At 60.5% G+C, this 20,548-nt stretch carries 26 protein-coding genes; 7 read left to right on the forward strand and 19 right to left on the reverse strand.

The window, feature by feature from the left end:
• Positions 1–205: 205 nt before the first annotated feature.
• Positions 206–682 (forward strand): MarR family winged helix-turn-helix transcriptional regulator, encoded by a 477-nt coding sequence (locus ACQK2G_RS10695; protein ID WP_425405016.1) that lies wholly within the window; start codon positions 206–208, stop codon positions 680–682.
• A gap of 140 nt (positions 683–822) precedes the next feature.
• Here ACQK2G_RS10695 and rpsI read toward each other — a convergent pair whose 3' ends face one another.
• Positions 823–1,338, reverse strand: coding sequence for a 30S ribosomal protein S9 (rpsI, locus tag ACQK2G_RS10700; RefSeq protein WP_425405017.1), 516 nt, complete (start codon positions 1,336–1,338; stop codon positions 823–825).
• Positions 1,339–1,340: 2 nt separating this feature from the next.
• On the reverse strand, positions 1,341–1,805 hold the full coding sequence (gene rplM / locus ACQK2G_RS10705; protein WP_425405018.1) for a 50S ribosomal protein L13: 465 nt from the start codon (positions 1,803–1,805) through the stop codon (positions 1,341–1,343).
• A 311-nt stretch (positions 1,806–2,116) separates the two neighbouring features.
• Here rplM and ACQK2G_RS10710 point away from each other — a divergent pair, with 311 nt between their 5' ends.
• Positions 2,117–2,953: a TauD/TfdA dioxygenase family protein gene (locus ACQK2G_RS10710; RefSeq protein WP_425405019.1), complete on the forward strand. Its 837-nt coding sequence runs from the start codon at positions 2,117–2,119 to the stop codon at positions 2,951–2,953.
• Positions 2,954–2,971: 18 nt separating this feature from the next.
• Here ACQK2G_RS10710 and ACQK2G_RS10715 read toward each other — a convergent pair whose 3' ends face one another.
• From ACQK2G_RS10715 to ACQK2G_RS10730, 4 genes are all read right to left on the reverse strand, one after another.
• Complete coding sequence (locus ACQK2G_RS10715) at positions 2,972–3,781, reverse strand: phytanoyl-CoA dioxygenase family protein (RefSeq protein ID WP_425405020.1); 810 nt, start codon at positions 3,779–3,781, stop codon at positions 2,972–2,974.
• Positions 3,782–3,997: 216 nt separating this feature from the next.
• Complete coding sequence (locus tag ACQK2G_RS10720; protein ID WP_425405021.1) at positions 3,998–4,246, reverse strand: hypothetical protein; 249 nt, start codon at positions 4,244–4,246, stop codon at positions 3,998–4,000.
• 427 nt (positions 4,247–4,673) lie between these two features.
• Positions 4,674–5,321, reverse strand: a complete 648-nt coding sequence (locus ACQK2G_RS10725; protein ID WP_425405022.1) for a hypothetical protein — start codon at positions 5,319–5,321, stop codon at positions 4,674–4,676.
• A 159-nt stretch (positions 5,322–5,480) separates the two neighbouring features.
• Entirely contained in the window at positions 5,481–5,933 is a 453-nt protein-coding gene (locus ACQK2G_RS10730; RefSeq protein WP_425405023.1) for a PaaI family thioesterase, read from the reverse strand.
• Between the two features lie 85 nt (positions 5,934–6,018).
• On the opposite strand from ACQK2G_RS10730, the gene ACQK2G_RS10735 reads away from it, so the two are divergent.
• Positions 6,019–6,822 carry an enoyl-CoA hydratase gene (locus tag ACQK2G_RS10735; RefSeq protein WP_425405024.1) on the forward strand — a complete coding sequence of 268 codons (804 nt, stop codon included), beginning with the start codon at positions 6,019–6,021 and terminating at the stop codon, positions 6,820–6,822.
• 4 nt (positions 6,823–6,826) lie between these two features.
• The gene (locus ACQK2G_RS10740; RefSeq protein WP_425405025.1) at positions 6,827–7,378 is read left to right on the forward strand and encodes a CoA-binding protein; all 552 of its coding nucleotides are present in this window, start codon (positions 6,827–6,829) and stop codon (positions 7,376–7,378) included.
• Positions 7,379–7,391: 13 nt separating this feature from the next.
• Here ACQK2G_RS10740 and ACQK2G_RS10745 read toward each other — a convergent pair whose 3' ends face one another.
• Positions 7,392–7,682, reverse strand: coding sequence for a hypothetical protein (locus ACQK2G_RS10745; RefSeq protein WP_425405026.1), 291 nt, complete (start codon positions 7,680–7,682; stop codon positions 7,392–7,394).
• A gap of 36 nt (positions 7,683–7,718) precedes the next feature.
• Here ACQK2G_RS10745 and ACQK2G_RS10750 point away from each other — a divergent pair, with 36 nt between their 5' ends.
• Both ACQK2G_RS10750 and hisI read left to right on the forward strand, forming a co-directional pair.
• Positions 7,719–8,648 (forward strand): GNAT family N-acetyltransferase, encoded by a 930-nt coding sequence (locus tag ACQK2G_RS10750; RefSeq protein ID WP_425405027.1) that lies wholly within the window; start codon positions 7,719–7,721, stop codon positions 8,646–8,648.
• Positions 8,649–8,679: 31 nt separating this feature from the next.
• Positions 8,680–9,081, forward strand: coding sequence for a phosphoribosyl-AMP cyclohydrolase (gene hisI / locus ACQK2G_RS10755; RefSeq protein WP_425405028.1), 402 nt, complete (start codon positions 8,680–8,682; stop codon positions 9,079–9,081).
• A 27-nt stretch (positions 9,082–9,108) separates the two neighbouring features.
• Here hisI and ACQK2G_RS10760 read toward each other — a convergent pair whose 3' ends face one another.
• The 12 genes from ACQK2G_RS10760 to rpoZ form a co-directional block, all read right to left on the reverse strand.
• Positions 9,109–9,420: a hypothetical protein gene (locus tag ACQK2G_RS10760; protein ID WP_425405029.1), complete on the reverse strand. Its 312-nt coding sequence runs from the start codon at positions 9,418–9,420 to the stop codon at positions 9,109–9,111.
• Between the two features lie 34 nt (positions 9,421–9,454).
• Entirely contained in the window at positions 9,455–10,663 is a 1,209-nt protein-coding gene (locus ACQK2G_RS10765) for an MFS transporter (protein WP_425405030.1), read from the reverse strand.
• Positions 10,664–10,713: 50 nt separating this feature from the next.
• Positions 10,714–11,457 (reverse strand): hypothetical protein, encoded by a 744-nt coding sequence (locus tag ACQK2G_RS10770; RefSeq protein ID WP_425405031.1) that lies wholly within the window; start codon positions 11,455–11,457, stop codon positions 10,714–10,716.
• A 25-nt stretch (positions 11,458–11,482) separates the two neighbouring features.
• A complete protein-coding gene (locus tag ACQK2G_RS10775; protein ID WP_425405032.1) occupies positions 11,483–12,400 on the reverse strand; it encodes an aminotransferase class IV in 918 nt (305 codons plus the stop codon).
• Positions 12,401–12,468: 68 nt separating this feature from the next.
• Positions 12,469–13,401, reverse strand: a complete 933-nt coding sequence (era, locus tag ACQK2G_RS10780; protein ID WP_425405033.1) for a GTPase Era — start codon at positions 13,399–13,401, stop codon at positions 12,469–12,471.
• Positions 13,398–14,099 (reverse strand): ribonuclease III, encoded by a 702-nt coding sequence (gene rnc, locus ACQK2G_RS10785; protein WP_425405034.1) that lies wholly within the window; start codon positions 14,097–14,099, stop codon positions 13,398–13,400. The genes era and rnc overlap by 4 nt, the downstream gene beginning before the upstream one ends.
• Positions 14,086–14,802: a signal peptidase I gene (lepB, locus tag ACQK2G_RS10790; protein ID WP_425405035.1), complete on the reverse strand. Its 717-nt coding sequence runs from the start codon at positions 14,800–14,802 to the stop codon at positions 14,086–14,088. Before lepB ends, rnc begins: the two co-directional genes overlap by 14 nt.
• A 180-nt stretch (positions 14,803–14,982) precedes the next feature.
• A complete protein-coding gene (gene acpS / locus ACQK2G_RS10795) occupies positions 14,983–15,408 on the reverse strand; it encodes a holo-ACP synthase (protein WP_425405036.1) in 426 nt (141 codons plus the stop codon).
• Positions 15,405–15,971, reverse strand: a complete 567-nt coding sequence (locus tag ACQK2G_RS10800; RefSeq protein WP_425405037.1) for a DUF2062 domain-containing protein — start codon at positions 15,969–15,971, stop codon at positions 15,405–15,407. Before ACQK2G_RS10800 ends, acpS begins: the two co-directional genes overlap by 4 nt.
• Before the next feature lie 121 nt (positions 15,972–16,092).
• Positions 16,093–16,695, reverse strand: coding sequence for a pyridoxamine 5'-phosphate oxidase family protein (locus ACQK2G_RS10805; protein ID WP_425405038.1), 603 nt, complete (start codon positions 16,693–16,695; stop codon positions 16,093–16,095).
• 26 nt (positions 16,696–16,721) lie between these two features.
• Positions 16,722–18,884: a RelA/SpoT family protein gene (locus tag ACQK2G_RS10810; protein WP_425405039.1), complete on the reverse strand. Its 2,163-nt coding sequence runs from the start codon at positions 18,882–18,884 to the stop codon at positions 16,722–16,724.
• 94 nt (positions 18,885–18,978) lie between these two features.
• Positions 18,979–19,371, reverse strand: coding sequence for a DNA-directed RNA polymerase subunit omega (rpoZ, locus tag ACQK2G_RS10815; RefSeq protein ID WP_425405040.1), 393 nt, complete (start codon positions 19,369–19,371; stop codon positions 18,979–18,981).
• 462 nt (positions 19,372–19,833) lie between these two features.
• On the opposite strand from rpoZ, the gene ACQK2G_RS10820 reads away from it, so the two are divergent.
• On the forward strand, positions 19,834–20,514 hold the full coding sequence (locus ACQK2G_RS10820) for an NYN domain-containing protein (protein ID WP_425407639.1): 681 nt from the start codon (positions 19,834–19,836) through the stop codon (positions 20,512–20,514).
• The last annotated feature ends 34 nt before the right edge of the window (positions 20,515–20,548 follow it).

Raw genomic sequence — 20,548 nt, forward strand, 5'->3', positions numbered from 1 at the left:
ATGGGTACCAAACATGCTTCCTCCTTCAATTGGCGCCAATCGCCGTATATTATTGTTTTGGATGAATAAACCCGACCTATCCAATTGCCGGTTTACCCTTCGTCGAAACCGAAATATACTTCCATATGGAATTAAATCAAGTTCTATATGGAACTAGATTTTCGTAACTTAGAAAGTGCAGGAAACGATGCAGGAAGAAACATCGATGCAGGGCGAACCGCCGGAGGGGACTCAGCTCCTCTTCGAAAATGCAATTCTTGAAATCTGGCGTTTGTCTTATGCGTCGAACAGTTTCAACTTTCCCCTTTATCAGGAATTCGAGACTGAGTTCGACATAACGCGTCCGGAATTCGTCACGCTTCTTTGTGCGGCCCACAAGGAAACCGTTTATCCGTATGACATTTACGCATCGACTTTGTTGCCGAAGAACAGCATTAGCCGTGGCCTGACACGTTTGGAGAAAAAGAAACTCATAAAGCGCACGGCGGACCGGGAAGACAAACGTCGTTCGATGATATCGCTGACATCGGAAGGGCGAAAACTCTACGACATCTTGATCGCACGCGCGTTGGACCGTCAGGCGCTCATATTCGACGTACTTACCAATCGGGAGCGCCAACAACTGACGAAACTGCTCTTGAAAGTGAGCATGCACGCGGCCAAGAACGTCAATAAAGTCTAGCTATTCGAAGCCTTGGTGCTCACAAGGTCCCGTATGTCGGCCGATGTCCAGCACATGAAGAGGCATTTGGGGCATTAGCCGAAAAAAAAGCCCCGCCGAATGGCGGGGCCTTTCTCGTATTCGCTTGGTTCCGGGAGCGATTAACGCTTCGAGAACTGGAAGCTCCGGCGGGCTTTCGCGCGGCCGTATTTCTTACGTTCGACGACACGGCTGTCGCGGGTCAGGAACCCGCCCTGCTTCAGCGCCGGACGCAGGGTCGGCTCGAAGTTGACCAGGGCCTTGGAGATGCCGTGGCGAACCGCACCGGCCTGGCCGCTGAGCCCGCCGCCGGTCACCGTGCACATCACATCGTACTGATCGGAACGCTCGGCCCGTTCGAAGGGCTGACGAACCATCATCTGCAGCACCGGGCGACCGAAATAGTCGGCCACTTCCTTGCCGTTGACGGTCATGCGGCCAGAGCCCGGCTTGATCCAAACGCGGGCGACCGCGTTCTTCCGCTTGCCGGTCGCATAGGCACGGCCATGTTCGTCGATCTGCGGCTCCGCCGGGGCGCTGCTTTCAGCAGCCGCGACAACCGCATCCGCCCCGCCGGCACCCTGAAGGGCTTCGCCAAGCTGGGACAGGTCATTCACCGTCTGGTTTTCATCGGCCATGATTAAGCGCTCCGGACGTTCTTGCTGTTGCGGGAAGCCAGGTCGAGGACCGCGGGCTGCTGCGCTTCATGCGGATGCTCGGTACCGGCATAGACGCGCAGGTTGCTCATCTGCTGGCGGCCCAGGGGACCGCGCGGAACCATCCGCTCGACCGCTTTCTGGACAACCCGTTCCGGATGCTTGCCGGTCAGGATCTCACCGGCGGTGCGGCTCTTGATGCCGCCCGGATAGCCGGTGTGCCAGTAGAAGCGCTTGTCGGTCAGCTTACGGCCGGTGAGCTTCACCTTCTCCGCATTGATGACAATGACATTGTCGCCGCAATCGACATGCGGCGTATAACCGGGCTTGTGCTTGCCGCGCAGGATCTTGGCGATCTCGGCAGCCATGCGTCCCAGCACCATGCCTTCGGCGTCGACAACGAACCACTTCTTGTCGACTTCCGCCGGCTTCATCGAATAGGTCTTCATATCTAACTCGCCTTATCGATCCGCTTTGGGTCAAAAGTTATAGCCGTTCGGTCCGTCATCAGTCGGTTGCCGGAAACGGCCGAATTCCGTTCTCAAATCCGTTCCAAGGCGGGCTGAACACCTGTTAGGCTGACCAACCCTGCCCAATGGCGGAGTGGCCGGTTCGGCCCGATCTTGCTTTCTGATTGAGAGCGCGCGGGTTGTACGGCGCGGCCAGGGTTAGGTCAAGCGTTATTACGAAAAAAAGACGCGCAAAAACAGCAAGTTACAAGTGCGGTATTATTTTACCGCATTCGGGAGGGTCTGAAATCATGGGAAAAATGGAAATCAAGCGATTAACCCCTGCGATTGGTGCGGAAATCAACGGTTTGGACCTGTCCGAACCTCTGACCAACAACGCATGGGACAGCATCCAGGACGCTTTCCTCAAGCACCAGGTCCTGGTCTTTCGCGACCAGAACCTGTCCGCCGAAGCCATGGTTTCCCTCGCCCGCCGGTTCGGGCCGATCGGGTCCTATCCCTTCCTCAAAAGTCTAGACGGCCATCCGGAAATCACCGAGGTCATCAAGGAAGCCGACGAGAAAATCAATTTCGGAGGGTTGTGGCATACGGATACCAGTTATCTGGAACAACCGCCCCTCGGCTCCCTGCTCTATGCTCGGGAAGTGCCGCCGATGGGCGGCGACACGCTTTTCGCCAATATGTATCTGGCGTACGGAACGCTCTCCCCCGCCCTGCAGGACTGGCTGCGCGGCTTGAAAGTCGTCAACCGATCGGACAAAGCCGCCGCCGCGGCGACGCGGGTGGAACAGATCGGCCGGATCGGCGCCAAACAGGGCGCGCGCCCGGTCTATGAAGCCATCCACCCGCTCATTCGCACCCATCCGGTGACGGGCCGCCCTTCCCTATACGCCCATATCGGCCATAGCGTGCGGTTCGACGGCATGACGGAGGAGGAAAGCGCGCCGATGCTGGATTACCTCTTCCAGCATCAGATCAAGTCGGAATTCCAGTGCCGCATCGCCTGGCGCCCCGGCACGCTGACGGTGTGGGACAACCGCTGCACCCTGCACAACGCCATGAACGACTATCACGGCCATCGCCGGCACATGTGGCGCATCACGATCGACGGGGATCGGCCGAAATAATCGCGCCCCCTACCCGTTTCAGCCGCGCATGACCGGAAACAGCGGGCTATCCAGCGGGTCGCCGGGTTTGAGCGTGAGTTCCTCGAAATCCAGGAAAGGCGGCGACATTTCGCCGGCCCGGATCACGAAACGGGCATCATCGCCGGTCCACCGGAACGATACGGCACGGCGCCGCGTATCCGTCGCCGAATTACCCGGTGCGCCATGCACGGTGCGGAAATGGAAGGCAACGCAATCGCCGACGGCAAGATCGAACGAGGCTATGTCGTGCTTTTCCCGTTCGGCCTCGAAATCCGGGATCGTCTCGAACCCCTCGTCCTGCCTGCTGTAATCGACGCCGGTGAACTTGGTCGGCGTGAACCAGCGGCCCCATTTATGCGAGCCCTTGATGAATTCCACACCGCGTTCCTTCGGCACCGGGTCCAACGGAATCCAGAGGCTGACATTGTCGTCGCCGTTGACGCAGTAATAGGGCTGATCGTGATGCCAGGGCGTGCGCTCCGCCGTGCCCGGCTCCTTCACCACGACATGCTCGTGGAACAGGTTCACCTTCTTCGACCCCATCAAGGCCCCGGCGATATCGGCGGCGGGTGAGTTCCGCGCGAAGTCCTCGTATTCCGGGATGCGCGACCAGTTGCAGTAATCCCCGAAGAAATGGCCCGAGGCGCCTTCGGGCGTGTATTCGCGCCGATACCTGCCCGGTTCGGCGATGTTGCGATCAAGCCCGCGGGTGAGGACATCAATCCAATGCTTGGAAAAGGCGTTCCGAACGACGGTGATGCCGTCCTCGCGGAACTGTTCGATTGTTTCCTGATCCACGCTTGTCATGGCGGGGGCTCCTTTCCCGAAGACCGACGATGCATGCTGAGCAATCATCGTACAAAGCGATTGCGGCCGGTCAATCGCGGCATACGGACACGGCCTTGGAAAAAGAAATGGCGCCCCACCTGGCGGAGGGGCGCCCAGTCTTGGACTGAAAGGTAACCAGAGAGTGAAGCTACAATACGGTCATGCGTGGTTCGCCTTGAACCCACGGGATATCCGTCAGAGCGATGCAACCGCCTCTGTCCGTCCCTTGATCCGGGTGCAGAGGGAATTCTGCTGGTCTGCTCCGGGCAATTGGCCGGCTCGGGCAAAGGGTGTCGGATCGTCCTGTGTCTGAACGTCGGAGCAGACGATCATCCGAGGGGCATCAACATCGGCCGGGTTGAACGAGGCCAAGGTTACAAGGGTAACCGCCCCGGCGCCCAAGGCCGTCGCGATACCCATCACAGTGGTAAGTTTGCTGAACATGTTTGTCTCCAGGTCATCTGGGGAATTCGACCCATTGAATAACAGTGTTATATGGTATTCTGATACAAATAACAACGTTATCTTTTTACGACCGAGACACGTGGGTGAACTCTCGCCTAACCAAGCAGATCGAATTCAGAACTACTCCCAGAGGCCCGCACACGGCATTGCGCCAGAAAAAGACCGAACCAGCCCGATAGCGCCCGCAAGGCTGACATCCATGCGGTAATCCAACAACGCCACCGTCGCGGTTCCGACAATGGCGGGCTATTTGTCCCAGCCTCTCGTATCGGAAAATCACAAAGATCAAAGATATGGGAAAATTCGATGGTCGAGGGTGAACCGCCCACCAGGGAGGAACTCTTATATGAAAAGGGCGCCCGCCCTGACGGCGGGCGCCCTCTCTGAATTCACCTATCGGAGAACGTTATGCACGCCGTCGTCGCCATCCGGCGAGGCCGAGCGCAGCTAAGCCTGTAATCGCCAGGGGAAGCGCACCTGGAACTGGGACTTGCGAAACCGAGAAGTCGACCGTCAGTGTGGGGAAGTTGGACGTGTTTCCGCTATCGATGCTCACAAAGTTTGCACTCGCGAAACTATCGGTTTCGACGCTGAGCGTCAGCAAATCGCCCGCCAAAGCGGCCAGTATCGGCAATGTTGTGTCGAAGTCCCGCGAAATGACCAAACCGTTATTCTCTGGATTATCGATCGTAGAATCGACGACCTGAGTCTTCGCTGCGGTGAAATCCGCGGCATCGATGGTGCCATCACCATTATACGCGAAGACATCAAAGACCGCCGGCAGGAACGGTCCGATAATCGGCGCGGTGAGATTCATTGTCAGCTTGGCGGAATTTATGACCGCCGTGTCGGGGATCGAAGAAAGGTCGAATTCCAGAAAAATTCGCCTTTCCAGCCCACCCGATTGGACGAAAGACAACACAGTATCAGTTGTATCGATGCTGGTACCGCCGAAGAGTTGTACATCTCCGTCTGCAGTGGGGGTGAACGACACGACGTTCGCCGCAGCGGGGACTGCGCCGGCGATCATGACTATCGCCGCCGCGATAGACATCAAATGTCTTCGCATGTGTGAAAAACTCCAGGTCTGGGTTAAGACCTGCCCCTCAATAACGTTGTTCTAACAGCCATTCCTAAAATTACAAGAGTACCTCACCAATGAACACACTGAGTATGTAAACCGAGACTATCCTGATCGCCGGAACGGGTCCGATCAACGCGGCGGGATGGAATAAGTGGCGGTCACATGGGCGCACATGCGCTCGTCCCCTTCCGGATGGATCGACATGTCGCCGACCGCCAGGCGCTTGCCCAGTTTGATCAGCCGAGCATCGCAAAGCAGATCGCGTTCCGCCGGTTTGTGCAGAAAATTGATGTTGAGATTCGTCGTGACGGCCAGTGCGACAGGGCCAATCGCGCCCATCAGGCCGACATACATGGCGTAATCCGCCAGCGCCATCATCGCGGGACCGGAGATCGTCCCGCCCGGACGCACATGATTGAAATCGTAGGGCAGCCGTACACGGGCCCAGCCATAGCCGATTTCATCCACCTGGAAGCCGTACAGGGCCACGAAAGGCGCCAGTTCCCCGACCAGTTCATCCAATTCGGCAATAGTCAATTTCGGCGTCTGGTTCGGATCGAACGGGGCTTGGGGTGCGGGCATGGATTGGATATTCTCCAAGGACAAGAAAACGGAAAGGACGCGTCTTCAAAGCATCGCTTGCGCGTCCGTCTCGAGGACAAGAAAGATGACCGCAGTTGCCGCTTCTGTCGAGGCCGCGCCCCTGGTCCTTCGCGAGGACCGGGACGGCGTCTGCCGCCTGACGCTCAACCGCCCGAACGCCTATAACGCCTTCTCCATCGACCTGATGGAGAGCTTGACCGGGATCCTGCGCGAGATCGACCTGGACCATGCCGTGAAGGTCGTGGTCATCGAAGGCGCCGGCAAAGGGTTCTGCGCCGGGCACGACCTGAAGGAAATGAAGGCCAATCCCGACCGCGCCTTCCGCGCCAAGACCTTCGAGACATGCTCGACGATGATGATGACGGTGACCAACCTGCGTCAGCCCGTGATCGCCAAGGTGCACGGCATCGCCACCGCAGCCGGATGTCAGTTGGTCGCGACCTGCGACCTTGCCGTCGCGGCGGAGACGGCGCGGTTCGGCACGCCGGGCGTGAATATCGGCCTGTTCTGCTCCACCCCGATGGTGGCGCTGTCGCGGGCGGTGCATCGCAAACAGGCGATGGAGATGCTGCTGACCGGCGACATGATTCATGCGGACAAGGCGGTCGAGATCGGTCTGATCAACCGGGCGGTCGCGGAACACGGGCTGGAAGACGAAGTGGCGGCCCTGGCGGCCAAGATCGCATCGAAGTCGGGCCTGGTCCTGAAGACCGGCAAGGAGGCGTTCCAGCGCCAGATCGACATGGACCTGGCCGAAGCCTATGCCTATTGCGCCGAGGTGATGACGGACAATATGAGTTTCGACGACGCGGAGGAAGGCATCGCCGCCTTCATCGAAAAGCGCAAACCCGTCTGGAAGGACAGTTGATCCCATGAGCCTCGCCGCCGATATCCTGACCCAGCTCGCCGCCGGCAAAAAACCGATCCTGCCGACCGACCGCGACCACGCGTCCGACTTCTATGCCGACGCCTATGTCCGCAACATCATGCGCGACTGCAAGGTGATCGCCATGGTCGGGGCCAGTGCGAACTGGAACAGGCCAAGCTATTTCGCGATGAAATACCTGCAGCAGAAAGGATATCGCGTCATCCCCGTGAACCCGGGCCAGGCGGGTAACAAGATCCTGGGCGAAACGGTCTATGCGAAACTGGCGGATATCCCGGAACAGATCGACATGGTCGACGTCTTCAGAAACAGCCAGGCCGCCGGGGAACTGGTCGATGAAGCCATCGCCACCGGCGCCAAGGTCTTCTGGCTGCAACTGGGCGTGATCAATCACGAGGCGGCCGAGAAGGCCGAGAAGGCCGGCATGCGGGTCATTATGAACCGCTGCCCGAAAATCGAATATGCCAGACTGTCGGGCGAATTGAGCTGGAACGGCATCAACAGCCGGGTGATCAGCGCGAAGAAACGCGGCCTTTAGCCTTTTCGGCGACCTAGATCAGGCAGAGAAGGCCGTAGCAGCGCCCCAGCCCCAATTCGAAGACGGCCCAGAGGATACCGTCCAGCATGACGCAGGCGAGCAGGAAGAGCAGCGCGGCCCGCCAGGTGATCCGCGTGCCCAGCATCGGCTTGTTCAGCCAGGATTGCCTGGCCTGGGCGCGTTCGGCCATGCCGGCGAGATTGACCTGTTGTTCACGCGTCGTGGCCTGGCCCTTCAAGGCGGCGGAGGCCTTGGCGGCGGCCTTGGTCTTCTTGCGGGCATTTCCCTTACCGGATTTTGACATCCCTACCATCCACCTTGCACACCGGGCCGTGTGATCATGGCCGACAAGAGCGACCTCACCCTTCATGCGGATGAGATAACCGAGTCCGACTGGACGCGCCACCTGGAACGGGTGCCGCGGTCAAATCTGTTCCAGGATTGGCACTTCGGGGAAGCCATGCGGCAAGCCGAGGGGCAAGCGCCCTTCCGCGCCCTGATCCGGGCAGGTGGAATGGAACTCGGCATGGTGCAGGCTTTCCATCAGCGCAAGCTGGGCCTGATTACCTTCACGCGAGTCCTGCGCGGCCCCCTCTTCTTCCAGCCCACCCCGCCGGAAATCCACGCCATCGCGATCAAGCGGATCAAGCGCGCCTTTCCGATCTCCCGTCTGCATTGGACGACCGTGATGCCGGAAATCCCCCCGTCCGCCGATTGGGACGCTGCCGCCGCATCGCGGTCCCTGCAGGCGGTGATGGACGGATATGAAAGCGCCTGGCTCGATCTAACCCGGGAGGAAGAGGTGCTGCGCGCGGGGTTGAAGCAGAAATGGCGCAACCAACTGGTTCAGGCCGAAGCTGCGGGCCTGACGGTCGAGGAAGGCGGCGACCCCGGCTGGCTGCTGGATGCCTACGAGGCGCAGCGCCGCGACCGTCGATATGCGGGCCCCTCAGCCAGGCTGATCGGCGCCCTGCTCCGGTCGAAGACGCTGCTGCTGAGCATTCCCGGCGCGAACGGCGCGCCGATGGCCGGGGTCCTCTTCATCCGACACGGCAGGGATGCGACTTATCAGGTCGGGTGGACCGGGGAGGAAGGCCGGGCCGTCAACGCCCACAACCTGCTGCTGTGGGAAGGCATCAAACGCCTGAAGAGCCAGGGGGTTCGCGGCCTCGACATGGGCGGCATCGATGCGGAAAAGATGCCGGGGATCGCCCATTTCAAGAACGGATTGGGTGCTGAGGCTTTTCACTGTGCCGGCGTCTACCTATAAGCAGGGCGACCGATTGAACGGAGGCGGAACCATGCGCGAACAGTCGACATTGCAGAAAAAGGATATCGAGGAAGGAAACCTTCTGGCCCCGAAATTCGATGCCAATGGACTGGTCCCGGTCGTCGCGCAGCATGCCGATACCGGCGAAATCCTGATGCTGGCCTATATGAACGCCGAAGCGCTTCGGAAGACGATCGAAACCCGCCTTGCCCATTACTACAGCCGCAGCCGCCAGTCCCTCTGGCTGAAGGGCGAAACCAGCGGCCAGACCCAGGAAGTCGCCGACATTCTTGTCGATTGCGATCAGGATGCGGTGGTTCTGAAAGTCCGCCCGCAAGGCAATGGCGGCTGCTGCCATGTCGGTTATCGCAGTTGTTTCTTCCGCAGCGTCGAGGACGAGGACACCTTGTGGTTCAATTCGGAGAAGCTGTAGGAGCGGTATAACAGCCGCGCAAGCGCGTTAGGAGTCGATCACTCTGAAACGCCGCCACAAGGCCTGGGCCAGCGCCGTCAGCACGCCGAAAATCGCCAAATTCATCAGGGCCGGGACCAGGGCGTTGCAGCCGCGCAGCACCGCGAACGAACTGCCCCATGCCTGTTCGGCGACATAGCCTCTGCAGGCCGCATCCCAGTCGAGCACCTTGAAATAAAGATACGTGTCGAGAACGAAAATCACCGCCAGCACGCCGATCCAATAGACATGCAAATGCCGATGGTATTCCCTCTCGGACAGGCGTTCGACGGCGTTAAGCGGTTTCTTCTCGGCCAACATGCCCGCAGCTTAGCACCAAAAGATGGAAATGTCGCTACTCCGCCGGGACCGGCGCGGCAACCGGCTTGTTCGGCCGATCGGACGGCAGGAAAATGACGACGAGGACCGCGGCGGCGGCCATGGCCGACAGGCCCAGGATCAGCCACTCGAAGGAACCGGTCGCCTCCCGCACCCAGGAAATCAGCTTCACGCCCAAGGGAGCGGCGCCGAAGGCCAGAATGAACTTGATGCCGAAGGCAAGGCCCTGGTGCTTCTCCGGCGTATACTGGGACAGCAGCATGTTTTCGGACGGCAGCGCGCTGGAATTCAGCACCACCATCATGGTCGCCGCGGTCAACAGCATCAAATCGCCGGTCATCGCCACCAGCGCGAGCAACGGCACCTGCCCTATCCAGCAGATCACGTAGACCGTCTTCTTGTTGTAGTGATCGGCCAGATGGCCGCCCAGCACCTGCATGATGGCGCCCGCAATATAGACCGTCGCGACCAATCCTCCGATCAGGGCGAGGTTGCCGCCGACGAGGCCGATCAACCCTTCCTCGAACAGTTTCGGCATGGCCGCCTGGGTGGTGCTGTACAGCAGGCCGATGGCAAACATGGGAAACAGCAGCAGGCAAAAGGCCTTCAGGTTGCCGTTCCCCATGGCCGGATTGTTCCTGGCGGCGCTGCCGTCGCCTTCGCTGATGCGGCCCGTCGCCACATACCACAGCATGGCGAGGCCGGTCGCCGCACAGATCACACCCGGCAGCAGAAAAGCCTCCCGCCAGGACAGAAATTCCAGGATCAGGCCGGTTATCCCGCCGGCCGCCGCGGCGCCGAGCCCCCCGAAAATGCCGTTCACCGCCAGTTTCTTGCCCGTCGACCCGTCCGACGAACGGATCAGCCAGGAAATCCCCACCGGATGATAGATCGCGCCGAACAGGCCGATCATCGCCAGGAAGCCGGTCAGCACCAGGTCCTGATCCGCGAAGGCGCAGGCGGCGGTCGCCGCGCCCATGCCGAGGAACATGATCACCATCATGCCCGGCGCGCTCCAGATATCCGCCAGACGCCCGGCGGGCAGTGAGGCGAGCCCGATCAGGATCGAGGCCGGCAGCCAAAGTTCAATGAGATCATGGAAGGGCCGATTCCAGTCCGCCGCCATCGCGATGACGATGGTGAAGTACATCGCCGCGAAATAGTGAAAGTAGAAATGCCCGATACAGGAGAAGATCAGGGACAATCTGGCGCTGGACGCAGACATGGTGGTCTCTCAATGTCTTGAATGGGCGAACTATGATCCCGCCCGCGCCGTCACACAACCAAGCGATGTTTCACAAGTGTATTGTAAGGCTCAAGGCAAGCCTCGTGCACCGGCCTCAAGGCCTCGGGCACCACGGCTTGCTTGTCTTCATAGCGCATGAAACCGGTGGAGGCGTTGACCGAGGCGTACCAATGCGCCGCCCAGACCCCGTCGCTGTCGCGCGCCCCTGCGGGCCAGGACAGCATACCCCTGTCGAAGGGTATGCCGATCCTGTCGCACAGCGCCGACAGCATCCCTTCCGGGTTTTTCAGGATATCGACCGAGTCGAGCACGGGCGGCGCACTACCCAGCTTGTCGCAGACCCGATTAAAGAGGTCGACCTGACGATGATAGCCGAGATCCGCTGCCGTCACCTCCTCGCGTTTAGCGGCATAGGAGGCGACCACGAAGGCCGGATCGCGGATCAGGAAGCAGTTCACCAAACCGTCGGTCCAGTCCAATCCGTAATGCGGCAGCATGTGATGGGACATGTGCTTCTGATACCAGACCGGTTTGCCTTCCGGCACCGGGCCGGTCACGCGCCGAACCACATTGCGCCAATCGGTCGGTTGCGACGCGATGACCTGGCTCCGCATCGGGTGGTCCAGGCCGGTCTCGTACAAATACGCCGCGTAGAAGGGTTCATCGGATACCGCGCAATCGGCCCGGTTCTCGAAACTGCGCATCATCGCCGTCGAAATATTGCGCGGACCGGACCACATGGCGATCCGGATCGGTTCGACTGTCTCGCTCATTTCCGTATTCCCCGACACTCCGGCGTCAGTCGACCGGGCATTCCCGTTCCATCAAGTCGGCATAGAGCGACTGCAGCCGAGCGGTGATCTGCCCCCTGCCCCCGTCGCCGATCTGCCGGCCGTCAATCGTGCCGACCGGCATGACGCCGGCGAAGGTACCGGTCACGAAGGCTTCGTCCGCGCCGTAGACCTCGGTCAGGCTGAAATCCTTCTGATAGGCGGGGATACCGTTTTCATGCGCCAGATCGATGACATTCCCGCGTGTGATCCCCTTCAGGCAGTATTTGCCGGTGGAGGTCCACAACTCGCCCTTGCGGACGATGAAGAAATGGGTGGAGTTGCAGGTCGCCACGAAACCATGCGGGTCCAGCATCAGGGCCTCGTCGGCGCCCGCCTTGTTCGCCTGAATGCAGGCGGCGATGCAGTTCAGCTTGCTCAAACTGTTCCACATCGGATCCTGCACGTCGGGCGCACCGCGCCGAACATGCACGGTGAACAGCGACATGGCGCGTTCCTTGGCCGTCGGATGGGCTTCCTTCCATTCCGGAATGATCACCACCGTCGCCCCGCCGACATTTGCCTTCGGGCTTTGATAGGGTGTCTTTTTCAATCCCCGGCTGACGACAAGGCGGATATGAACGCCGGAATGCATGCCGTTGGCGGCGCAGGTATCCATGATCCGCTTCGCCAATTCCTCCGGCGGCATGCCGATATCGAGATCGATGGCCTTCGCGCCTTCATACAGGCGGTCCAGATGCTCCTCCAGGAAGGCCAGCTTGTTATTATGCAGGCGGATCCCTTCCCAGACACCGTCGCCGAGCAGAAACCCTGAATCAAAAACCGATACGGTCGCTTCGGCGCGCGGAACGATTCGGCCGTTCACATAGATCCGAACCGTTTCGTTACGTGGGTCTTCATGATGGGCGTGACTGCCTGTTTCCATTTCCGCTTTGCCTCCCCAAAAATCGGCCCGGCGCTGTTCGGCGACGGCCCTAACGAAAACCGCCGTCCTCAGGCGTTGAAATCCAGATTCCAGACGCGATACCGGGCCGGGTCGTCCTGCCAGCGCTCGCGCACTTTCACGAACAGGTAGAGATGGACCGGGCAATCCAGCATCTCCATCAATTCCTCTCGCGCAGCCTTGCCGATGACCTTCACGCGCGACCCGCCCTTGCCCAGGATGATCGCCTTCTGGCTTTCCCGCGCGACATAGATCACCTGCTCGATCTTCACGCCGCCGTCATTCGTCGGTTCCCACAGCTCCGTTTCGACCGTGGTGGCATAGGGCAATTCCTGATGCACGTTCAGGTACAGCTTTTCGCGTGTCACTTCCGCCGCCAACAGCATCTGCGGCATGTCTGAAAGCTGGTCTTCCGGGAACATCCAAGGCCCTGACGGGACATTGGCGGCCAAATGATCCAGCAGGTCATATGCACCGTCGCCCTTCAGCGCGGAAATCATGAACGTATCGGTGAAGACACCCGTTTCATTCAGCCGTGCCGACAGTTCCAACAGTTTCTCGCGCTTAACCAGATCGATCTTGTTGAGGGCGAGGACGGCCTTGGCCTTACGTTCCACCAATCCGTTCAGGATTGCCTGGTTCTCGTCATTCAGGCCGACGGCGGCATCGACCACGAAGACGGTCTGATCGGCCTCATCCACCCCCATCCAGGCAGCACCGACCATGGCCCTGTCCAACCGGCGCTTTGGCCTGAATATGCCCGGTGTGTCTACGAAGACTACCTGGGCCTCGTCCCGGACCGCGATGCCCATGACACGCGTCCGCGTCGTTTGCACCTTGTGCGTCACAATGGAGACCTTGGCGCCGACCAGTAGGTTCACCAGCGTCGACTTACCGGCATTCGGCGCGCCGATCACGGCGACGAACCCACATCTGGTTGCGCCGGCGCCCGCCGTTTCAGGGTTGTTATCTTCAGTCGTCATTCGGCTTTCTTCAACTCCGCCAGCAAGGCCGCCGCGGCGGCCTGTTCCGCCGCACGCTTGGACCGACCGGTCGCGCTCTTGGCGACACTGCCCTCGACCTTTGCGGCAATTGTGAAGACCGGTGCATGATCCGGCCCGGAACGCTCCACAAGCTCGTAACTCGGCAGCGGCCGGCCACGGCCCTGCAGCCATTCCTGTAAACTGGTTTTAGCGTCGCGCGGCGGTTCGGTCTCCCGCTCAAGGAACGGTCGCCACAACGGTTCGATAAACCGTTTGGCCCCTTCCAGACCGGCAATCCGGTACACCGCGGCGATCACCGCCTCGCAGACGTCGCTGGTGATGGCGCTGTTCTCGCGTCCGCCCGAGCTTTCCTCCCCCGGCGACATCAGGATATAGGCCGGAAGTCCGATCTGTGTGGCGACCTCCGCCAGGGTTTCCTTGCGGACCAGGGCCGCGTGCCGCTTGGCGATGGGGCCTTCGTCCTCCCGCGGAAAAGCTTCCAGCAGCATTTCCGCGACGATCAGCCCCAGCACGCGGTCCCCCAGGAATTCCAGGCGCTCGTAACTGGTGCCGGCCCCGATCAGACTGCGATGGGTCAGCGCCCGCCGCAGCAGTTCCGCATTCTTGTCGGTCAGATCCGCGCCGTCCAGGCGCAACGCGGCGATCAGGGACGCGTCGATCGGTTTAGTAGATCCCATTAAGCAATCGCCCATAGCGGATGGCGAAAGGCCACTTCCAGATTTCCCAGAGTTCCGCCGTTCCGTCTGTCGAGAAGAACAACCGCTCGGCCCGGCCGATCAGGTTTTCCGCCGGCACGTAGCCGACATCGTTCAACACGCGACTATCCTGCGAATTGTCCCGGTTGTCGCCCATCATGAAGTAATGGCCTTCCGGCACCGTATAGACGGGTGTGTTGTCCAAGTGCCAGGTGTCGCCCTTTTCCTCGATGATCGTGTGCTTCACGCCGTTGGGCAGCGTTTCTTCGTACTGGCGGATACGGTTTTCCGCGGCAGTGCCCTTGTTGATGACGAAATCGTCCATCCGGCGGCGCTCGACCGCTTTTCCATTGATATGGAGAATTCCGCCGATCACCTGAATCTTGTCGCCCGGCAGCCCGATCACCCGCTTGATGTAGTCGATCTTCGGATTGGTCGGCAGGCGAAAGACCGCGACATCGCCGCGTTCCGGTTCATCACCCGCAATCCGGCCCGAGAAGGGTATCAGGGCGAAGGGGAAGGAATACTGGCTGTAGCCGTAGGAGTACTTCGCGACGAAGAGATAATCGCCGATCAGCAAGGTCGGTATCATCGACCCCGACGGGATGTTGAACGGCTCGAAAGCGAATGTCCGCACGCCAAGCGCGATCGCAAGGGCGAACACGAGGGTTTTCAACAACTCCATGAAAGGCGGCCTCTCTTCAACCTGTCAAACCGCGCCGCGCCCGGTCCACTTCTGGGGTCCACTTCTCTGGCCCACTTCACCGGCGCATTGCGTAAATTCCGTCCCGGCGCGGGATAAGGCCCGGCGCGTCGCCGCAAGTCAAGGCGGCGCCTGCCGTCCCCGACACAGCCAAGGTCTCGGCTAGGGTTCAATCGGGTCCGGCCAGTCGATCGGAACGGCGGACAGAATCACCACCGCCTGGGCCATGCCCGATTCGTCGGTAAGACTGACATTGGCCTGCGGCTTGTACCCGGGCGGCGTCAGGCTCAACAGCCGTTCGCGCGCCCCGCCGGTGATATTCAGGGTCGGTTTGCCCGACGGCAGCGGAACGACTTCCATGTCGCGCCAGAAAACGCCTTTGCGGAACCCGGTGCCGAGGGCCTTGGAACAGGCTTCCTTGGCCGCGAACATCTGCGCATAGCGGTCGGCGCGGCGCGCCGGCCGTCTTTCAGCTCGAAACCTTTCCTGATCCGTATAGAGGCGGCCGGTGAACCGATCGCCGAACTTTTCCAGCGTCTCCCGGATCCGGCCGATATCGCAAAGGTCTGTTCCCAAACCGATAATCATACAGCCGCCCCCGTCCCGCCTTCGGATATTTGTCGGTTCTTCTTGGCCGCGATACGCGCGCGCCGAACCACCTGATACTTGGCTACCATCGCGCGCAGCGGAAAGAAGAACGCGGCCCAGATGATCACGGCACTGGGCACACCGCCGACCATCATGGGGATGAAGATCGCCCAGAAATGGTCGTAGAGATACCCCAGGCTGAGTTCCGCATAATTCAGTTCAAGCGGATCCCGGCCAAGCATCCAGACACCGGCGGTATAGATCCAGGCCCAGATGAAGGGAAAGGTCCAGGGATTGCCCACCACGGTGCCGATCGCTCCCGCCAGAATGCTGGACCGGGTCACCCAGGCCCCGGCGGCCGACAACAGGATATGCAGACCGATGAAGGGCGTGAAGGAGATCGCGGCGCCCCAGGCGAAACCGGCGGCGATGGAATACGGCGTTCCCGGCAGCCGCCCGACACGGTGGCGCATGTAATCCGCACTGCGCCGCCATCCTATCGTCGGCCATACGGCCTCCTTGAAATGATGATGGACGTATCGCTTTCTGCGGCGTTTGAACATGAACGGGAAGCCCGGGTCCTGAAAAGTATATGCCTATCCTGAAATTGGCGTGTCACGCTTCACGACGCAAGTGCAGCATCCAGGTTTTTGCGTCATTCGGACGGTGCGGCCGCCACCCTTCTCACCACATCCGGCCGGCGGCGTATTCCGGATAGCCCTCGTCATAGGCGACGGCGTCGAAATCCTGTTTCATTTCCTTGATGAACTGCCCCGCGCTGGGAACTTCCGGCCGCGGCGCATCCGCACTCCACAGCTGCGACCGCATCAAGGCCTTGGCACATTGGAAGTACATCTCGCCGATCGTCACCACGATGACCGTTTTGGGCAGCTTGTCCTTCTTGGCGAAGACCCGCCGGATATCCTCGTCCGCCGTCAGCGCCGCCGTGCCGTTGATCCGCACCACATTGTCGCATCCGGGCACCATGAACATCAGGCTGACCCGCCCGTCGCGAACGATGTTGCGCAACGTGTCGATCCGGTTGTTGCCGCGCCAATCGGGCAGCCAGACCGTCTTTTCGTCGACAATCTTCACCACCGGCCCGTCCTCGCCGCGCGGGCTGGCATCCGTTCCCTCCGGCCCGACGGTCGAAATCACCACGAAACGCGACGCATCGATCCACTGCCGGTAATGCGGCGTCATCCGCTTGGTCACCTTGGTGAGCGAGGCGGGAACGGGCGCGTCATAAAGCGCCTCGAGAGCGTCCAGGCTGTCGATGGTCTGCATGTTTCCCCCTTGAAATCGGAACGGAACTAGCTGAACGCGCGGTCCACGGAATTGACAACCGGCGTGGCGCGCAGGGCAGCCATGATGTTGCTTAGCTGCCGGACGCCGGTGACCTCGATGTCGATCAGCATCTCGTAGAAGTCCTCACCGCGATTGGTGAACTTCAGATTGAAGATATTGCCGCCGGTCCGCCCGATGACGCTGGAGATCGTGCCCAGGCTGCCGGGTTCGTTGGCGATCACCGCATGAACGCGGCCCATGAAGGCCTGTGGTTCCTCCGCATCCGTGTCCCAGCTGACATCGAGCCAGCGGTCGGGGGATTCCGCGAAATCCTCCAGCGTGCTGCAGTTGATCGTGTGGATGGTAACACCGCGGCCGGTGGTGACGATGCCGACGATCCGGTCGCCCGGCAGCGGATGGCAACAGCGCGCGTAATGGATCGCCATGCCCTTGATCAGCCCCTTGACCGGTACGCTGTGGCGCGCGGTTTCCTTGGGCTTCTGGGTCGGGACGATCTGCTGCCGTTTCTGTTCCTGTTCCTGCGCCTGTTCTTCCTTGGCGCCCGGATAGACCGCATAGAGCACTTCCCGGCCCGTGATCCGTCCCTCACCCACCGCGACATAGAGGTCATCGACAGTGTCGACCTGGAACTTCGCGATGACGCCGCGCAGCGCCTTTTCGGTCAGGTCGTAATCGCCCTGCCGGAAGGTGCTGTCCAACACCTCGCGGCCGAGGCCGAAATACTGGTCGCGCTGTTTCGAGCGCACGAAACGGCGGATCGCCGATCGCGCCTTGCCGGTGACGATGAAGGCTTCCCAGGCCGGAGACGGCGTCTGCGCCTTGGAGGTGATGATCTCGACCTGGTCGCCGTTGCGCAATTCGGTCCGCAGCGGCTTGATCCGGCCGTTGATCTTGGCCCCGACGGTGCGGTTTCCGACATCCGTATGGACGGCATAGGCGAAATCCACCGGCGTCGAACCGCGTGGCATGGCATGCAGGTCGCCCTTGGGCGTGAAGACGAACACCTGATCGGCGAACATCTCCATCTTGGTGTTTTCCAGGAAATCGTCGGGGCCGGACGCGTTGGAGAGGATGTCCAGCATATCGCGCAGCCAGCGGTACTGCCGCCCTTCACGGGTCGGTTCCTGCGAGCCGCCGGACTTGTAGCGCCAATGCGCCGCGACGCCCAGTTCGGCCACATCGTGCATTTCCCGGGTTCGGATCTGAATTTCGATTCGGGTGTTCTCAGGCCCGATGACACCGGTATGCAGCGACTGATAGCCGTTCGGCTTCGGCAGCGAGATATAGTCCTTGAAGCGACCGGGCGTCACCGTGTAGCGGCCATGGATGCAGCCCAGCGCCCGGTAGCAATCCTCCACATTGTCGACGATGACGCGGAAAGCGACAATATCGGAAAGCTGTTCAAAACCAATGTTCTGCCGCTGCATCTTGCGCCAGATTGAGAACGGCGACTTCTCCCGCCCGAGGACGGTCGCCTCGATCTCGTGCGCTTCCAGCAGGGTGCGCAGTTCTTCTACCACCTTGCCGATGGTGTCGCCGCTCTCCTCATGCAGGTAGTGCAGCCGGTTGACGATTGAACTGCGCGCATCGGGATTGAGTTCCGCGAAGGCTAGGTCTTCCAGCTCGTCCTTCCAGTCCCGGATGCCGATCCGCTCGGTCAACGGCACATAAATTTCCATCGTCTCCAGGGCGATGCGCCGGCGTTTCTCCTCCTTGGAGATGAAATGCAGCGTGCGCATGTTGTGCAGCCGGTCGGCCAGCTTCACGACCAGGACGCGGATGTCCTGCGACATGGCAAGCACCAGCTTGCGGAAGTTTTCCGCCTGCTTGGTGCGGCTGGACTGCAATTCCAGCTGGGTCAGTTTGGTGACGCCGTCGACCAGCGCGGCCACTTCCGGACCGAAGGTGTTCTGAATGATTTCCAGCGTCGCGTCGGTATCTTCCACCGTGTCGTGCAGCAGCCCGGTGACGATCGAGGAGGCGTCGAGGCGCTTTTCGCTCAACAGGCCGGCGACTTCGACGGGATGGGAGAAATAAGGGTCGCCGGAGGCGCGGGTCTGGGTGCCGTGCGCCTTCATCGCAAAAACATAGGCGCGGTTGAGGAGATCCTCATCCGCGCCCGGATCATAGTGCTTTACACGCTCCACCAGTTCGTACTGACGCAACATGTCTTACACGCCCCCTTAGCGGGGATTGGGGCCGGCGGCAGGCCGGCCCGTCTGGTTACTGTCCTTCCCGCAAGCGGGGATCGAGGTGGAAGGCTTAGTCTTCAAAGAAACCCGGCTCCATGTCCTCGAAGGCCGGCATGTCCGGCAGGGCCCGGGCGAAGGGAGACATCGGCTCCGGCTCCGGCTCTTCCACCGGCTTGTCTTCCAGCGTACCGTTCGACATCTGCTCCATCATGTCGACCTCTTCCGGCTCGTCGACATCGACATGGCGCTGCAGGTTGCGGATCAGCTGGTCCTTGAGTTCGTCGATCTCGACCGTCTCATCCGCGATTTCGCGCAGGGACACGACCGGGTTCTTGTCATTGTCGCGGTCGACCGTGATCGAGGCGCCGGTCGCGATGTCGCGGCTGCGCTGCGCGGCGACCATGACCAGATCAAACCGGTTCGGAATTCTTTCTACGCAATCTTCAACGGTAACGCGCGCCATGCCAAAACGTCCTTCAATTTAGCTTTCAACTCTGCCGCCGACGGTGGGTGTCCCGGGAAGGACCGGCCCAGCCGGTTACCTCAGCACACCACATGAGTCAGGACCGTCACCCAACAACATAGTGGGCCCGGTCCCTAGTTTCCAACCGAACGACAGAAGTTTTCGGTAATTTTGAGGCGCGGAATATACGGGCTGACCGCCCGCATTGCAACATCAACCCGCCCCGGCCCGCGCGCCCGGGCCACAGGGAATGACGGGACAGGACCCGGCGCGACTTGAAGCGGCGGAAATCCGACCGATTTCAAGGATATGAGCAGCCGAGAATGCATAGTTGCTTGTCGGAACTAATTCCAGCCTGTAAGAGATTCCGCTTGTTGAGGCTTGATCACGATACATCTTCTAAGTCATTCGGGTACAAGTCATTTTAAGAGTATTAGAGTATTGGGGGCTCGCATAATGAATATGGGGTTGTACAAGGAAGAGCGCGTCGCTCTTTTCATTGACGGTGCCAATCTTTATTCCGCCGCTCGGACCCTGGGGTTCGATATCGATTACAAGAAGCTGCTCGACCAATTCCGCGATAAATGCCAGCTGGTCCGCGCTTTCTATTACACCGCCCTTTTCGAGGAACAGGAATATTCGCCGATCCGCCCGCTGGTCGATTGGCTGGACTATAACGGCTACACCCTGGTGACCAAGCCGGCCAAGGAATACACCGACGCCCAGGGCCGCCGTAAGGTGAAGGGCAATATGGACATCGAGCTTGCGATCGACGTCCTGGAAATGGCCGAGCACCTGGACCACGTCATCCTGTTTTCCGGCGACGGCGACTTCCGCCGACTGGCCGAAGCGGTACAACGTCGGGGACTGCGGGTCAGCGTGGTCAGCACTATTAAGACATCCCCGCCGATGATCGCCGACGAGCTGCGCCGGCAATGCGACAATTTCATCGAACTGTCGGAACTCTCCAAACTGGTCGCCCGGAATTTCCATGACGGTGCACGCCCCGCGCCGCGCCCGCGGAAGGAGAACTTCAAATCCGCCGACTTCCGGGACGAGGACGATGAAGACCTGGAAGACGACGATTACGAAGACTACGAGGAATTCGACGAAGACGACGAGGCGGTCGTAGAACGCGTTTAAATCGACGCGTCCCCCTGCTCCCATTCACGTCGTC

It is taken from the genome of Hwanghaeella sp. (assembly GCF_965227365.1).
Lineage (GTDB): Bacteria > Pseudomonadota > Alphaproteobacteria > UBA8366 > Aestuariispiraceae > Hwanghaeella.

Bases quoted from the DNA above. Each gene is read 5' to 3' on its own strand.
- ACQK2G_RS10695 (WP_425405016.1), top strand. From the start codon at position 206: ATGCAGGGCGAACCGCCGGAGGGGACTCAGCTCCTCTTCGAAAATGCA.
- ACQK2G_RS10735 (WP_425405024.1), top strand. From the start codon at position 6,019: ATGACCGCAGTTGCCGCTTCTGTCGAGGCCGCGCCCCTGGTCCTTCGC.
- era (WP_425405033.1), bottom strand. From the start codon at position 13,401: ATGACGACTGAAGATAACAACCCTGAAACGGCGGGCGCCGGCGCAACC.
- ACQK2G_RS10765 (WP_425405030.1), bottom strand. From the start codon at position 10,663: ATGTCTGCGTCCAGCGCCAGATTGTCCCTGATCTTCTCCTGTATCGGG.
- ACQK2G_RS10800 (WP_425405037.1), bottom strand. From the start codon at position 15,971: ATGTTCAAACGCCGCAGAAAGCGATACGTCCATCATCATTTCAAGGAG.
- acpS (WP_425405036.1), bottom strand. From the start codon at position 15,408: ATGATTATCGGTTTGGGAACAGACCTTTGCGATATCGGCCGGATCCGG.
- ACQK2G_RS10730 (WP_425405023.1), bottom strand. From the start codon at position 5,933: ATGCCCGCACCCCAAGCCCCGTTCGATCCGAACCAGACGCCGAAATTG.
- ACQK2G_RS10710 (WP_425405019.1), top strand. From the start codon at position 2,117: ATGGGAAAAATGGAAATCAAGCGATTAACCCCTGCGATTGGTGCGGAA.
- ACQK2G_RS10775 (WP_425405032.1), bottom strand. From the start codon at position 12,400: ATGGAAACAGGCAGTCACGCCCATCATGAAGACCCACGTAACGAAACG.
- ACQK2G_RS10810 (WP_425405039.1), bottom strand. From the start codon at position 18,884: ATGTTGCGTCAGTACGAACTGGTGGAGCGTGTAAAGCACTATGATCCG.
- ACQK2G_RS10805 (WP_425405038.1), bottom strand. From the start codon at position 16,695: ATGCAGACCATCGACAGCCTGGACGCTCTCGAGGCGCTTTATGACGCG.
- rpsI (WP_425405017.1), bottom strand. From the start codon at position 1,338: ATGGCCGATGAAAACCAGACGGTGAATGACCTGTCCCAGCTTGGCGAA.
- ACQK2G_RS10740 (WP_425405025.1), top strand. From the start codon at position 6,827: ATGAGCCTCGCCGCCGATATCCTGACCCAGCTCGCCGCCGGCAAAAAA.
- ACQK2G_RS10750 (WP_425405027.1), top strand. From the start codon at position 7,719: ATGGCCGACAAGAGCGACCTCACCCTTCATGCGGATGAGATAACCGAG.
- rplM (WP_425405018.1), bottom strand. From the start codon at position 1,805: ATGAAGACCTATTCGATGAAGCCGGCGGAAGTCGACAAGAAGTGGTTC.
- ACQK2G_RS10720 (WP_425405021.1), bottom strand. From the start codon at position 4,246: ATGTTCAGCAAACTTACCACTGTGATGGGTATCGCGACGGCCTTGGGC.
- ACQK2G_RS10725 (WP_425405022.1), bottom strand. From the start codon at position 5,321: ATGTCTATCGCGGCGGCGATAGTCATGATCGCCGGCGCAGTCCCCGCT.
- rpoZ (WP_425405040.1), bottom strand. From the start codon at position 19,371: ATGGCGCGCGTTACCGTTGAAGATTGCGTAGAAAGAATTCCGAACCGG.
- ACQK2G_RS10770 (WP_425405031.1), bottom strand. From the start codon at position 11,457: ATGAGCGAGACAGTCGAACCGATCCGGATCGCCATGTGGTCCGGTCCG.
- ACQK2G_RS10715 (WP_425405020.1), bottom strand. From the start codon at position 3,781: ATGACAAGCGTGGATCAGGAAACAATCGAACAGTTCCGCGAGGACGGC.
- hisI (WP_425405028.1), top strand. From the start codon at position 8,680: ATGCGCGAACAGTCGACATTGCAGAAAAAGGATATCGAGGAAGGAAAC.
- lepB (WP_425405035.1), bottom strand. From the start codon at position 14,802: ATGGAGTTGTTGAAAACCCTCGTGTTCGCCCTTGCGATCGCGCTTGGC.
- ACQK2G_RS10820 (WP_425407639.1), top strand. From the start codon at position 19,834: ATGGGGTTGTACAAGGAAGAGCGCGTCGCTCTTTTCATTGACGGTGCC.
- ACQK2G_RS10760 (WP_425405029.1), bottom strand. From the start codon at position 9,420: ATGTTGGCCGAGAAGAAACCGCTTAACGCCGTCGAACGCCTGTCCGAG.
- rnc (WP_425405034.1), bottom strand. From the start codon at position 14,099: ATGGGATCTACTAAACCGATCGACGCGTCCCTGATCGCCGCGTTGCGC.
- ACQK2G_RS10745 (WP_425405026.1), bottom strand. From the start codon at position 7,682: ATGTCAAAATCCGGTAAGGGAAATGCCCGCAAGAAGACCAAGGCCGCC.